14 protein-coding genes are annotated in these 13,890 nt (G+C 60.8%); 4 read left to right on the top strand and 10 right to left on the bottom strand.

Going from position 1 to position 13,890, the window contains the following annotated elements; genetic code table 11:
* Positions 1 to 68: 68 nt before the first annotated feature.
* Positions 69 to 446, top strand: coding sequence for a histone-like nucleoid-structuring protein MvaT (mvaT, locus tag QCL51_RS20395; protein WP_003251920.1), 378 nt, complete (start codon positions 69 to 71; stop codon positions 444 to 446).
* A gap of 72 nt (positions 447 to 518) precedes the next feature.
* On the opposite strand, the gene sbcB is transcribed toward mvaT, so the two are convergent.
* The 3 genes from sbcB to QCL51_RS20410 form a co-directional block, all read right to left on the bottom strand.
* Positions 519 to 1,952: an exodeoxyribonuclease I gene (gene sbcB, locus QCL51_RS20400; RefSeq protein ID WP_338444126.1), complete on the bottom strand. Its 1,434-nt coding sequence runs from the start codon at positions 1,950 to 1,952 to the stop codon at positions 519 to 521.
* Positions 1,953 to 2,009: 57 nt separating this feature from the next.
* Positions 2,010 to 2,369 carry a PilZ domain-containing protein gene (locus QCL51_RS20405; protein ID WP_012053641.1) on the bottom strand — a complete coding sequence of 120 codons (360 nt, stop codon included), beginning with the start codon at positions 2,367 to 2,369 and terminating at the stop codon, positions 2,010 to 2,012.
* 123 nt (positions 2,370 to 2,492) lie between these two features.
* Positions 2,493 to 2,879, bottom strand: a complete 387-nt coding sequence (locus QCL51_RS20410) for a hypothetical protein (RefSeq protein WP_021785799.1) — start codon at positions 2,877 to 2,879, stop codon at positions 2,493 to 2,495.
* A gap of 180 nt (positions 2,880 to 3,059) precedes the next feature.
* On the opposite strand from QCL51_RS20410, the gene pyk reads away from it, so the two are divergent.
* Complete coding sequence (pyk, locus tag QCL51_RS20415; protein WP_021785800.1) at positions 3,060 to 4,514, top strand: pyruvate kinase; 1,455 nt, start codon at positions 3,060 to 3,062, stop codon at positions 4,512 to 4,514.
* Positions 4,515 to 4,640: 126 nt separating this feature from the next.
* Here pyk and groL read toward each other — a convergent pair whose 3' ends face one another.
* The 5 genes from groL to QCL51_RS20440 form a co-directional block, all read right to left on the bottom strand.
* Entirely contained in the window at positions 4,641 to 6,281 is a 1,641-nt protein-coding gene (groL, locus tag QCL51_RS20420; protein ID WP_021785801.1) for a chaperonin GroEL, read from the bottom strand.
* A 50-nt stretch (positions 6,282 to 6,331) separates the two neighbouring features.
* Positions 6,332 to 6,625 carry a co-chaperone GroES gene (locus QCL51_RS20425; protein ID WP_003251905.1) on the bottom strand — a complete coding sequence of 98 codons (294 nt, stop codon included), beginning with the start codon at positions 6,623 to 6,625 and terminating at the stop codon, positions 6,332 to 6,334.
* A gap of 243 nt (positions 6,626 to 6,868) precedes the next feature.
* Positions 6,869 to 7,330, bottom strand: coding sequence for an FxsA family protein (locus QCL51_RS20430; protein WP_003251903.1), 462 nt, complete (start codon positions 7,328 to 7,330; stop codon positions 6,869 to 6,871).
* 65 nt (positions 7,331 to 7,395) lie between these two features.
* On the bottom strand, positions 7,396 to 8,127 hold the full coding sequence (locus QCL51_RS20435; protein WP_274118874.1) for a HugZ family protein: 732 nt from the start codon (positions 8,125 to 8,127) through the stop codon (positions 7,396 to 7,398).
* 82 nt (positions 8,128 to 8,209) lie between these two features.
* Entirely contained in the window at positions 8,210 to 9,220 is a 1,011-nt protein-coding gene (locus QCL51_RS20440) for a DUF481 domain-containing protein (protein WP_021785803.1), read from the bottom strand.
* 163 nt (positions 9,221 to 9,383) lie between these two features.
* Between QCL51_RS20440 and QCL51_RS20445 the strand changes: the two genes are divergently transcribed.
* Positions 9,384 to 9,737, top strand: coding sequence for an MGMT family protein (locus QCL51_RS20445; RefSeq protein WP_014592266.1), 354 nt, complete (start codon positions 9,384 to 9,386; stop codon positions 9,735 to 9,737).
* A 43-nt stretch (positions 9,738 to 9,780) separates the two neighbouring features.
* On the top strand, positions 9,781 to 11,328 hold the full coding sequence (locus QCL51_RS20450) for an AmpG family muropeptide MFS transporter (protein WP_021785804.1): 1,548 nt from the start codon (positions 9,781 to 9,783) through the stop codon (positions 11,326 to 11,328).
* A gap of 245 nt (positions 11,329 to 11,573) precedes the next feature.
* Here QCL51_RS20450 and QCL51_RS20455 read toward each other — a convergent pair whose 3' ends face one another.
* The gene (locus QCL51_RS20455) at positions 11,574 to 12,818 is read right to left on the bottom strand and encodes an MFS transporter (RefSeq protein WP_084850847.1); all 1,245 of its coding nucleotides are present in this window, start codon (positions 12,816 to 12,818) and stop codon (positions 11,574 to 11,576) included.
* A 129-nt stretch (positions 12,819 to 12,947) separates the two neighbouring features.
* Positions 12,948 to 13,790 carry a mechanosensitive ion channel domain-containing protein gene (locus QCL51_RS20460; RefSeq protein WP_021785806.1) on the bottom strand — a complete coding sequence of 281 codons (843 nt, stop codon included), beginning with the start codon at positions 13,788 to 13,790 and terminating at the stop codon, positions 12,948 to 12,950.
* Positions 13,791 to 13,890 lie beyond the last annotated feature (100 nt).

The raw sequence follows: 13,890 nt of genomic DNA on the forward strand, positions 1-13,890 counted from the left end.
TTTACTTGCGAGTATTGCCTGTCTATTATTGGCCCACACATTTCTGAACACGCATTAAGGAACACTCCATGTCCCTGATCAACGAGTACCGCGCTACCGAAGAAGCCATCAAGGAACTTCAGGCCCGCCTGGCCAATCTGTCGCAGGATGACAAGCTGAAGAAAGAACTGGAGTTCGAAGGCAAACTGCGCACACTGATGGGCGAATACTCCAAGTCGCTGCGCGACGTGATTGCCCTGCTCGACCCAGAGTCGAAACTGAGCAAGGCACCTCGTGGTTCGGTCAAGACTACCGCCACCAAGCGCGCACGCAAGGTCAAGCAATACAAGAACCCGCACAACGGTGAAGTGATCGAAACCAAAGGCGGCAACCACAAGACCCTGAAAGAGTGGAAAGCCACTTGGGGCGGCGATGTGGTTGAAAGCTGGGCAACCCTGCTGGACTGATTATCCGCATACGCCTCTTGCTTCGCACAACAAAAACGCCGGCACACTGCCGGCGTTTTTGTTTACCTGCCATCAGCCGATTGAATAGTTTTCCTGCAATTGTCGAGCATGCATTTGCCAGGCCTCCAACACCCGCCTGCCCGCCTCGTCGGCGCCCTCCCAGGCTTGCTGGCGTGCCTGTTCGAAGTCGCCCAAGGTATTCGGCGCGCCCCACTGCGGGTCGCTCAGGCGTTGCTGGCAGAAGCCATACCAACGTTGCCGCTCTTCGCCGGTCAAGGTTTCAGGGAAGTTACGTGCCCGGTAGCGGAACAACAGCTCCGGCAAACGCGGATCATCGAACATCCAGTGGCCATGGCTCAACTGCGCCGGTTCCAGCGCACGAACTTGCTCGCATAAGCGCCGGTCGCGGTCACCTATAAAACCCTCATACAACTGCTGTTCCGGGTCCTCACTCGGGGCGAACTCGTCCTTGCCATAGATGTGCTCCAGCTTTTCTTGCCATTGCGCCTGTTGATTGGCCAATTGTTCGCCGCGCGATTGTAACAACGTCAAGTCCAGGCCCAATCGTTGTTGATCGACCGGGCGCAATACCGACAGCGGCGCCACTACCGGGCAACGATTGATCTGCACCAATTTGAGCGGTACCGGCAATTCACCTTCAGCCAATTCATCATGCCGGGTGTACAAACGCTGACGCAAAACTTCAGCACTTTCCCGTAGTAACGGTAGGGTTTCCTGATGCAGGTCGCAGACAATCAGTGCATTGCGATTACGCGGGTGCCAGGCCAGTGGCAATACGACACCCAGGTAATTGCGCGCCGCCGAAAAACGTCCGGATATATGCACCAGTGGCTGCAACAAACGGACCTGCTCCATCACTTTATGCTTGCTGCGCAGCTGAAACAGCCAGTCATACAACTTGGGTTGTTTCTGCCGAATCAGGCGGGCCAAGGCAATGGTTGCCCGCACGTCGGAAAGCGCTTCGTGGGCATGCCCATGGTCAATGCCATTGGCCTTGCTCAGCAGTTCAAGACGCAGACTGGTGCGCCCGTCCTGTTGTGGCCATTGAATACCCTCCGGGCGCAGGGCATAGGCGGTACGCACAATATCGATAAGGTCCCAGCGGCTATTGCCTCCCTGCCATTCACGGGCGTACGGATCGAAAAAGTTGCGGTAAAGGCTGTAGCGGGTCACTTCATCGTCGAAGCGCAGGGTGTTGTAGCCGGCACCACAGGTGCCCGGTTGCGCCAGTTGGGCATGCACACGGGTCATGAACTCGGCTTCGCACAAGCCCTGCTCCGCCAGCAGTTGCGGCGTGATGCCAGTCACCAGGCAGGCCGCCGGGTGCGGCAGGATATCGTCCGACGGCCGGCAATAGAGACTGATCGGCTCGTCGATCTCGTTGAGGTCGAAGTCAGTGCGCACGCCGGCCACCTGCAGCGGCCGATCGCAGCGCGGGTTGATGCCGGTGGTTTCATAGTCGTGCCAGAAAATGCTGGAGGTCACGGGGTCGTCCTGTATCGAGGTCGACCCGATTCTAGCGCGATTCTGAAAAATGAACGTTCAGACGGGCGCGTTGGCGGGGCGGAAACTGAAATAGTCGCGCAATGAACGAACGAAATCATCGTACTCGCGCGGAGACTGCAGCAGCATGAAGCCCGAATCGTAATGCCCAGGTGTCTGGTCCTCACGGCACCACAGGCAACTGGCAGTGAGGTTGACGAACTGGTGCCCGCCGCCAGGCAGGGGCATACGCAGTTGCAGCTCGTAATCGGGCCCGACCAACACAGGTAGCTGGCTGATGACCATCAGCCCATTTTCAGAGGCATTGCCTAGCTGACCGATCTCCTGACCGGTAAAGCGGTTGAATACCTTGAGGACACAAGGTAGCTGATGACGTTCGATGTGGCGCTTGTTGAACATGATCGCGAGTGTATTCCGTACCTGATGCCAGGAATACAAAGTACTGGCGGTTGTTGTAACAACTGAGTTACAGATTAGCGCAGCACGCGCAGCAAATCTCGTGAAATTAACCACACCTTTGTGTTAGCGCCAAGGTACGCTCGTCACCGGGTTGGCCACGGCTGTTCCCGCACCGCGCAAATGGCCGAGTTTTTCCAGGGTCTGCAGGCGCGCCTGGGCGCGATAGGCATACTCGTTGCCCGGGTACTGCTGGATCAGGTACTGATAGGTCTGCGCCGCATCCACGTACAACGCCTGGCGCTCCAGGCACTGGCCGCGCAGCAATGACACTTCGGGGTGGATGAACGGCCGGGCACGGCTGGTGCGATCAACCTGCGACAGTTCGAGCATGACCCGCGCGCAATCGCCGCGGTCGTAGGCGCGGTAGGCATTGTTCAGGTGGTGGTCCATGGACCAGCGGGTGCAGCCGACGGTGCTGGCGGCCAGGGCTAAAACGATCAGGGCTCGCATGGGGATCTCCTTTGATGCCAGTGTATCGGCGTTTGCCTGCAAATCTTCACACCCTTTTGCAAGGATACCCTGCCCCGTTCAAATGCCACCCTGCCCTGGGCGTAGGTAGTGCAACGGAACAATGACTACAGCGAGATTCAGGAGTAGCCTTTCGCTGCGCTTCACTATAGGAGTCTGTGCATGAGCATCCGCCGCACCAAAATCGTCGCCACCCTTGGCCCCGCCAGCAACTCGCCGGAAGTGATCGAACAACTGATCCTCGCCGGCCTGGACGTGGCACGTCTGAACTTCTCCCACGGCACGCCGGACGAGCACAAGGCCCGCGCGCGCCTGATTCGTGACATCGCCGCCAAGAACGGCCGCCATGTTGCACTGCTGGGCGACCTGCAGGGTCCGAAGATCCGCATCGCCAAGTTCGCCAACAAGCGCATCGAACTGAAGATCGGTGACAAGTTCACCTTCTCCACCGCCCACCCGCTGACCGAAGGCAACCAGGACATCGTCGGTATCGACTACCCCGACCTGGTCAAGGACTGCGGCGTTGGTGACGAACTGCTGCTCGACGATGGCCGCGTGGTCATGCGCGTCGAAACCGCCACTGCAGACGCCCTGCACTGCGTGGTGATCATCGGTGGCCCGCTGTCGGACCACAAAGGCATCAACCGTAAAGGGGGTGGCCTGACCGCACCGGCCCTGACCGAAAAGGACAAGGCCGACATCAAGCTGGCTGCGGAAATGGACCTGGACTACCTGGCCGTGTCCTTCCCGCGTGACGCCAGCGACATGGAATACGCGCGCAAGTTGCGTGACGAAGCCGGCGGCAGCGCCTGGCTGGTGGCCAAGATCGAACGCGCCGAAGCAGTTGCCGATGACGAGACCCTCGACAAGCTGATCGCCGCCTCCGACGCGGTGATGGTTGCCCGTGGTGACCTCGGCGTGGAAATCGGCGACGCCGAGCTGATCGCCATCCAGAAGAAGATCATCCAGCACGCCCGCCGCAACAACAAGGCAGTGATCGTGGCGACCCAGATGATGGAGTCGATGATCCAGAACCCGATGCCGACCCGCGCTGAGGTGTCCGACGTGGCCAACGCCGTGCTGGACAACACCGATGCGGTGATGCTGTCGGCCGAAAGCGCCGCCGGTTCCTACCCGATCGAAGCGGTCCAGGCCATGGCACGCATCTGCCTGGGTGCCGAAAAGCACCCGACCAGCCAGAAGTCCAGCCATCGCCTGCACACCACCTTCGAGCGCTGCGACGAAAGCATCGCCTTGGCGGCCATGTACACTGCCAACCACTTCCCGGGCGTAAAGGCGATCATCGCCCTGACCGAAAGCGGCTACACCCCGCTGATCATGTCGCGCCTGCGTTCGCATGTACCGATCTTCGCCCTGTCGCCGCGTCGCGCTACCCAGGCGCGCGCCTCGATGTTCCGTGGTGTGTACCCGATTGCCTTCGACCCGGCCGCGCTGCCGGCCGACAAGGTGAGCCAGGCAGCGGTCGACGAGCTGCTCAAACGTGGCCTGGTGGAGCAAGGTGACTGGGTGATCCTGACCAAGGGTGACAGCTACCACACCATCGGTGGCACCAACGGCATGAAGATCCTGCACGTCGGTGATCCGCTGGTCGGTTGATCCACTCTTTTCACAGCACAAGGCTCAAGAGCAGCCTTGTGCTGTGAAGAGGCCCCGACAGGAACAACAAAAAGCCCCGGTTCTCGCGAACCGGGGCTTTTTGATGGTGCAGGGGGTAAGGCTGGCTTACATCATGCCGCCCATGCCACCCATACCGCCCATATCAGGCATGCCAGCAGCTGGCTTGTCTTCCGGCAGGTCGGCAACCATGGCTTCGGTGGTGATCATCAGACCGCCGATCGAAGCAGCAGCTTGCAGCGCCGAGCGAGTAACCTTGGCTGGGTCCAGGATGCCCATCTCGATCATGTCGCCGTATTCACCGGTAGCAGCGTTGTAGCCGTAGTTGCCCGAACCTTGCTTGACCTTGTCAGCAACCACGCTTGGCTCATCACCGGCGTTGGCTGTGATCTGGCGCAGCGGGGATTCAACAGCGCGACGCAGCAGCGCGATACCGACGTTCTGGTCTTCGTTGTCGCCTTTCAGGTCGACGATGGCTGCCAGGGCGCGAACCAGGGCAACACCACCGCCAGGCACCACGCCTTCTTCAACGGCTGCACGGGTAGCGTGCAGGGCGTCTTCAACGCGGGCTTTCTTCTCTTTCATTTCAACTTCAGTGCCGGCACCCACCTTGATTACGGCAACACCGCCAGCCAGCTTGGCCAGACGCTCTTGCAGCTTCTCACGGTCGTAGTCCGAGGAAGTTTCTTCGATCTGGGCACGGATCTGCTTGACGCGTGCTTCGATCTCGGTGTCAGCACCAGCACCGTCGATGATGGTGGTGTTTTCCTTGGACAGGATGACGCGCTTGGCGTTACCCAGGTGCTCCAGGGTAGCGGTTTCCAGGGACAGGCCGATTTCTTCGGAGATGACCTGGCCGCCAGTCAGGACGGCGATGTCCTGCAGCATGGCCTTGCGGCGATCGCCGAAGCCCGGAGCCTTGACTGCAGCAACCTTGACGATGCCGCGCATGTTGTTGACTACCAGGGTAGCCAGCGCTTCACCTTCAACGTCCTCGGCAACGATCAGCAGTGGGCGGCCGGCCTTGGCAACGGCTTCCAGAACTGGCAGCAGCTCACGGATGTTGGAGATTTTCTTGTCGACCAGCAGCAGCAGCGGGCTTTCCAGCTCGGCAACCATGGTGTCCGGCTTGTTGACGAAGTACGGCGACAGGTAGCCACGGTCGAACTGCATGCCTTCTACGACGGACAGTTCGTTTTCCAGGCCCGAGCCTTCTTCAACGGTGATCACGCCTTCTTTACCGACTTTTTCCATGGCTTCGGCGATGATTTCACCGATGGAGTTGTCGGAGTTGGCAGAGATGGTACCAACCTGGGCGATGGCCTTGGAGTCGGCGCATGGCTTGGACAGGTTCTTCAGCTCGGCAACAACGGCAGCAGTGGCCTTGTCGATACCGCGCTTCAGGTCCATCGGGTTCATGCCGGCAGCGACGGCTTTCAGGCCTTCGTTGACGATGGCCTGAGCCAGAACGGTAGCGGTGGTGGTGCCGTCACCGGCAGCGTCGTTGGCCTTGGAAGCAACTTCCTTGACCAGCTGGGCGCCCATGTTTTCGAAAGCGTCTTTCAGCTCGATTTCTTTGGCGACGGAAACGCCGTCCTTGGTGATGGTCGGGGCGCCGAAGCTCTTGGCCAGTACCACGTTACGGCCTTTCGGGCCCAGGGTCGCTTTTACCGCGTCAGCCAGAACGTTGACACCAACCAGCATTTTCTTACGAGCGGAATCACCAAATTTTACGTCTTTAGCAGCCATGATCGTTTAATCCTTGAAAAACTTTGGAGTAACGGGAAGTCGGGGGGAAATCAGCCTTCGACAACGGCGAGGATTTCGTTCTCGGCCATGACCAGCAGGTCTTCGCCATCGACTTTCACGGTGTTGCTGCCCGAGTACGGGCCGAAAACCACTTTGTCACCCACTTTCACGGCCAGCGCGCGAACTTCGCCGTTGTCCAGAACGCGACCGGTGCCGACGGCTACAACTTCGCCGCGGTTTGGTTTTTCAGCGGCCGAACCCGGCAGGACGATACCGCCAGCGGTTTTCGATTCTTCTTCGCTGCGACGGATGACTACGCGGTCATGCAGAGGACGAAGTTTCATTGTCGATCTCTCCCAAATTGTGGTTTTCATCGGCCGGTTCGACACCGGCGGTTTTGATGCTGTCCGGCGTTGCCGGGGGTGGCCCGCTGTGAGCGAACCACCTGTGTAATGTCTGGTGTTGCCACCAGAAACCTTGCGGTGACCACATACATGAGGCCGCCACATCCAATTACAAGGCTCGAGATAGAAAAATTTTCATCAGGCCAAAAAAAACCGGGGCCGCTTGTGCGGCCCCGGTCCTTTTTACTTGTCGCGGCGCTCGTACTCGCCTTCGATCACGTTCGGGCGGTGGCCGCCATCACGCGGCTGCGCCTGGAAGGGGTCGTCCTGGAATGCACGCTGGCGCATGGCCTGGGCCTCGGCACGCTCGCGCATCTTGCGCGCAGCCAGGCGACGGGTGAACGGCAGCAGGCACAGCACACCCAACACGTCGCTGATGAAGCCTGGCAGCAGCAACAGGCCACCACCCACGGCCAGCATCATGCCCTGGAACATGTCCTCGGCGGGCAATTCACCGCGCTGCAGGCTTTCACGGGCGCGCAATGCAGTCGCCAGGCCGGCCACCCGCATGACCAGTACGCCCAAGGCGGAGCCGGCGATGATCAGCAGCAACGCCGGAAAGAAACCGATTGCCGCGCTGACCTTCACGAAGACGAACAGCTCCAGCACAGGAAAAATCAGAAACAGCAGTAGAAAAGCACGCATCAAGGGTTCCTCGACGGAAGATAACCTTCCAATAAGACCTCAGATGGATGCCTGCGCTCCGGATTTCAACCCTCGGTTTGCATCACAACCGGCCATTTGTCAGCGCGAGCCAGCAAAACCAAGGCCTCGCGGACTTGTGTCGGCGTGTTGCAAGTTGTCGGGAAAGGCAACCAGTGCACTGCCTGGCCGATGCGCAGGTGCATGCCTTCGCTGTCTACCCCGACCATCTGCGCCGTTACATGCTGTGGCAACCCGGCCAGTTCGACGTAGTGGGCAATGGCATTGGCGTGATCGCTGTTCATGTGTTCGATCATGCTCCCCTCGGCCTTGCCGGCGAACGGGTTGGCCAAGGTCACATGGTCAAGCCAGTGGATCGCACCGAAGCCGCCGATGTAGCGGTGGCGCACCGGTTGCAGCACCCAGAAATCGAAGTCGTGGGCCTTGTGGTAGTTGGCCGCGTCCGGGAAATAGCGGTAATAGCGTTCGGCGGCGGCCTCGATGACGGCCTCGTCGACCAGCTTGTGCGCTTCGGCCATCACCGTCAGGCGCCCTACCGCCTGCACATCTTCAGCCCCGCGCTCACCCACCAGCAGCGAACACTTGGGGTCCTTCAGCAGGTTATGGGTGTGCTGGGCAATGCGGCTGATCAGGATCAGCGGGTTGCCCTGGGCGTCCAGGCAGTACGGCACGACCGAACCAAAGGGGTAGCCAGGCATCGACCTGGAATGGGTCGAAAGCACGCCTCGGTATTCCTTGAGCAGCAGTTCCCGGGCGGGGCGGATGGCGTTGGTACTCACTTGAGGGCGGCTCCTGGCGGACGGGTTGGGGACAAGATAAGCATTATCAGCTGCCTGTGCCAATGACCTGCATCCTGATGCCTTACCAGGTAACGCCAAAGCCCGCGGTATAGCGTGTCTTGTCCAGGTCACTTTCACGCGTGCCGGTGATGATATCCTTCTCTGCCTTGAGGTTGAGCGAGGCCCACTCGGTGACCTTGTAGCGCAGGCCAACCTCGGCATCCAGCGAGTAGTCGGCCACGCCACCCAGCGGCTTGGCGAACTCGCCGTTGGTGAACAGCTGCACGTTCTTGCCGATCAGGTAGCGGGTGTAATCCCACTTCACGGCCGCAGAATAGAAATTGTCCTTGCCGCCGTCCTGATACTCGAAGTCAGTACGGTTGATCAGTGAGCCCAGCGAGAACGCGCCCAGCTCATCGTCCCAGAACTGGTAACCCGGGCCGGTACCCACGGTGCGCTGGCGGGCCAGGTCTTCGATGTGATCGCGCTTGTATTCCGCACGCCCCTGCCAGAACCACTTCTCGGTCATGAAGCGGTCCAGAGCGTACTCGGCGCTCCAGTTGTCGGTGGTGGTAACGTCGTCCTTGGTCTCGCGGTTGTACTCACCCTCGGCGTTGTGCCGCCAGCGGCCATGGCGGGCAGTGGTCTTGAAGCCCACGTCATAATCGTCGGTGTCGTTCTCGGCGCGCTTGTAGTCCAGCGCCACGTCGACATTGCCTTTCCACACGAAATCCTCGACCAACGGCTTGGGCTTCATGATCTGCTCGATGCTGGCCAGCTCCACCGTCTTCGGTGAATCGCCATTGGCCAAGGTCACCTTGCCTGGCTCGGCGGCCTTGAGCGACTTGGCTTTCTCTCCGCTGTAGGCGTCCTGCTTGACCAGCATCTCCTGATCGCTTTCCAGCGTCTGGACCTGTTTCCAGTCCAGGGCGATGGACCCGCCATAAGGGGTTTCCAGCAGCAGCTTGCCGCCGTCGAAGACCTTGATCTTGCCACTCAGCCGGTCACCGTTCTTCATCCACACAGTGTCGGCGAACACCGGAGAGGCGCACAGGGAAACAGCAAGAAGGCACAACAAGGATCTAGAATTCATAAACAGGCTTTGTTTGCGGACTAAGGTTCGATTTGACGAAAAAGCCGGGCATTATCCAGATACCCACGACCAGAGCAAGGACAGACCGGGAGCATGCCGTTGAGTTCAACTCTCATTTGCCGGACCACCGGTCCGGTTTCATCTGCAGCCCAAGGCGGGCGAGATGTCTGATGGATATGAGCACGCCCTTGATTCGGCCGAGGGCCGACGAACGGCGCTGTATTCCGTACTTGGCCAAGTACCACCTGGCAAGGTGGTGAGCTATGGCCAACTGGCCGAGCTGGCTGGGCTTGGCCGTGCGGCGCGCTGGGTTGGGCGCACTCTGGGGCAGTTGCCTGCAGACACTCGCCTGCCTTGGCATCGGGTGCTCGGCGCGGGTGGCCGGCTGAGCCTGGCGCTGGGTACACCGTCAGGCGATGAGCAAAGGGCGCGATTACGCGGGGAAGGTGTGAATGTAAGCAACAATCGTGTGGATATGACGCGCCATGGCTGGCGCCCAATGGAGCACAGCGGTTAGAGTGCGCGCTTTGTTTTCGAAAACTTGAGGCAGATGTTGGCCCATGCCCCGTAAAACCTGGCGCGCTGCGCTTGCTGCCTATGCCAGCCCGTCAACCTTGGTACTTTTGCTACTCGGTTTCGCCGCCGGCCTGCCGTACATGCTGGTGTTCTCGACCCTGTCGGTATGGTTGCGCGAAGCCGGCGTTGCCCGTGAAACCATCGGTTACGCCAGCCTGATTGGCTTGGCCTACGCCTTCAAGTGGGTCTGGTCACCGCTGCTCGACCAATGGCGCCTGCCGTTGCTTGGCGGCCTCGGGCGCCGGCGCTCGTGGCTGCTGTTGTCGCAAGCGCTGGTGGTGATCGGGCTGGTCGGCATGAGCCTGTGCGACCCGCAACAACACCTCTCCTGGCTGATTGCCATGGCCGTACTGGTGGCCTTCGCCTCGGCTACCCAGGACATCGCTGTCGACGCCTACCGCCTGGAAATCGCTGATGACCAGCGCCAGGCCGCGCTCGCTGCCAGCTACATGGCCGGCTACCGGGTGGCTGCCTTGCTCGCCACGGCCGGTGCCCTGTTCTTCGCCGAGTGGTTCGGCTCTACCGGCTTCAGCTACCTGCACAAGGCGTGGGCCGGCACGTACGTGATGTTCGGGGTGATGATGCTGCCCGCCCTGTTCACCACCTTGGTCATGCGCGAACCGCCAGTGCCCATGCGCACCCAGTTGTCGGCAGCGCGCTACGGGCTGGTGCACCAGATGGCCTCGGTGTTCGTGCTGATCATCCTGCTGGTCTCGGTACCGGCCAGCTTCACCCAGATGTTCAACACCGGCTGGTCCAGCGTGATCTCCGGTGATGCCACGCCGCTCGACCTGCTGCTGGAAGACCGCGCCTTCCTGCGCCTGATCCTGTACGTGCTGCTGTCCTGGGCCTGCCTGTCGAGCCTCGGTCGTCGCGGCCTGGCCCCCGTGCTGACCCCAATCAACGACTTCATCACCCGCTACCGCTGGCAAGCTCTGCTGCTGCTAGGCCTGATCGCCACCTATCGCATGTCGGACACGGTGATGGGGGTGATGGCCAACGTGTTCTATATCGACATGGGCTTCACCAAGGACCAGATTGCCAGCGTCAGCAAGATCTTCGGTCTGATCATGACCCTGGTCGGCGCCGGAGTTGGGGGCCTGCTGATCGTACGTTTCGGCATCATGCCCATCCTGTTCATCGGCGGCGTAGCCTCTGCCGGCACCAACATCCTGTTCCTGATGCTGGCTGACATGGGTCCGAACCTGGAAATGCTGGTGGTGACCATCTCACTGGACAACTTCAGCTCCGGCATGGCTACCTCGGCCTTTGTGGCCTACCTGTCAAGCCTGACCAATCTGAAGTTCTCGGCGACCCAGTACGCACTACTCAGTTCGATCATGCTGCTGTTGCCGCGGCTGATCGGCGGGTATTCGGGCGTTATTGTGGAGAAGTTCGGCTACCACGACTTCTTCCTGATCACTGCTTTGCTGGGTGTGCCTACGCTGATCCTGATCGCCCTGCAGTGGCATCAGGAAGCCGGGCGGGGAACCCCGGTGGCGGAGGAACACTCCGCAGCTGAGCGGCCCTGAAGGTTTGTGTTGCCTGTGCAGGCCTCTTCGCGGGTGAACCCGCTCCTACACCGGGCCGCGTCGCCTTGTAGGAACGGGTTCACCCGCGAAGAGGCCGGGCCGCGTTGCCTTGTAAGAGCGGGTTTACCCGCGCAGAGGCCGGGCCGCGTCGCCTTGTAGGAACGGGTTTACCCGCGAAGAGGCCGGGCCGCGTTGCCTTGTAGGAGCGGGTTTACCCGCGAAGAGGCCGGCACAGGCAATACCGATTATCGAGCTACAGCCCCTTCCCCGGGCCGCCCACCCACCACAAACCACAGCGGCCACAGCGCCAACGCCCCTGCTACGCCCGCCGCCAGGGCAAAATGCAGCAAGCTGGCACCAGCGCCAATCATCGCCAGCAGCGCCCCGCCGAGCCCAAGCAAGGCAATGGTGATCATCCCCAGCATGGCCGAAACCAGCCCCTTGCTCTGTTCACTGGAGAACAGCGTCATGCGGTACAGCACCGCATTGGCCACGCCTAACCCCAGCGCGTACAGCGACATGCCGGCCACCACACTGGTCACGCTGGGCCAGTACCAGGTCGCCAGCACCATCAGGCACAGGCCGGCCAGGTATGGCCAGAGCGCACCACGCACCAAGGCTGGCAGCGGGTAGCGATCAGCAATACGGTTGATGATCAGGTTACCGAGGATCAGCCCGCCAAACACAGGCAACTGCCACAACGCATACTCCAGGGTACTCAATCCCTCATCATGAATCAGCAGCACCGGCGACAGACCGATCCAGCCAATCAGCGGTAAACCGACCAACCCAAGGGCGGCGCTCCCTGCAACGAAGCGGCGGTTGGCCAGCAACTGGCCATAGCCCGCCAACAGTGGCAGCAGGTGAATCGGCGTGAACGCCAGCCGCGAGCCGTCACGGCGTTCCACACCCAGGGTTTCCGGCATCAGGCGATACAACAGCAGCCAGGCCAGCACTGCGCCGATGGCGAACGCCACGAACAGCCAGCGCCAGTCCAGCCATTGCAGCAGCAAGGTGCCCACCAGCGGCCCGAGCAGGGGCGACAGCAAGGCGATGTTGGCCAGCAGGGCCATCATGCGTACGGCATCAGCCTCGCTGAAAGCCTCGTTCAGGGCCGGGTAGCTGACAGTGACCACAAAACCCAGGCCAATGCCCTGCAACAGGCGCAACAGGTTGAACAGGCCGATGTCCTGGACCCAGAAAGTCGCCAGGCACGCCAAGCCAAAGAACGCGCAGCCGACCAGCAGCAGCGGGCGCCGTCCATAGCGGTCGGCCAGCGGGCCGATCAGCCATTGCAGTACCACGCCCCCCAGCAGGTAAAGGTTGAGGGCATGGGGAATGTACTCAGGGCTGGCGTCGAGGTCGCCGACCACAATCGGCATGGCCGGCATGACCGCGTCGCTGGCCAGGTAGGTCAGTAGCTCGAACAGGGCCAGCGTCAGGCCGAACAGCAAGGCGCGCAGAGGGGTGATATACAGCAGTGGTTTCATGATGGCGTATCGGGTGTGGCAGGCGGGGTCAGGCTATATGCCAGAAATGGTCGGAAATTGCTGTGAACAAGTGTAATCAGGGCAGGAAAAAAGTCGGGGCCGCTTTGCGGCCCCGGCTTTGACGCGGTATTACTGCGTTGCAGTCTCCTGCACCACGCGAATAACCCGCTGCGGAAACGGAATGTCGATCCCTTCGGCCTTCAACCGGTCACGCGCATACTCGTTGAGCATGAACATCACGTCCCAGTAATCGGAGGTCTTGGTCCACAAGCGCAGCGATACGGTGATCGAGCTGTCGCCCAGCGTCGACACGACCGCCTGCGGTGCCGGGTCTTGCAGAACACGTGGGTCCTTCGCCAGCTCCAGCAACACATTGCGGGCAGTCTGCAGGTCGGCCTCGTAGTCAACGCCCACATCGAACACCACCTTGCGCGTCGGCTGGCGGTTGGTGTTGGTAATGATGCCGTTGGACAGGCTGCCATTGGGCATGATGACTGTCTTGTTGTCAGCGGTGCGGAGCACGGTGTGGAAGATCTGGATACTGTCGACGGTGCCGGCAACGCCCTGCGCCTCGATCCAGTCACCGATACGGAACGGGCGGAACATCAGAATCAGCACACCACCGGCGAAGTTCGCCAGGCTGCCCTGCAAGGCCAGGCCGATGGCCAGGCCTGCGGCACCGATGGCTGCGACGAACGAGGTGGTCTCGATGCCGATCATCGAGGCCACGCTGACCAATAGCAGCACCTTCAGCACGATGTTCGCCAGAGAGCTGATGAAGCCCTGCAGCGCCAGGTCGGCGTTGCGCAGGCCAACCAGCTTGCCGAGGCGGGCGCTGACCTTGTTGATGATCCACCAGCCAACCGCCAGGGTCAGCAGTGCCAGCAGCACACGGCTGCCGTATTCCATGATCAAAGGGATCCACGTCTGGGATTGGCGGACGAGCTGATCGACCTCAGCGTTCAAATCCATATTCATCTCCTGATGCCGAGCGGCAAGTACACGGTAGAACAGGCCGCGCGTGTTATTACGCAACCCCGGCCCCCATGGACATCATTTGGCCATCGGGGTT

Origin of the sequence: Pseudomonas sp. LTR0, from assembly GCF_036630035.1 — a bacterium.
Lineage (GTDB): Bacteria > Pseudomonadota > Gammaproteobacteria > Pseudomonadales > Pseudomonadaceae > Aquipseudomonas > Aquipseudomonas putida_Y.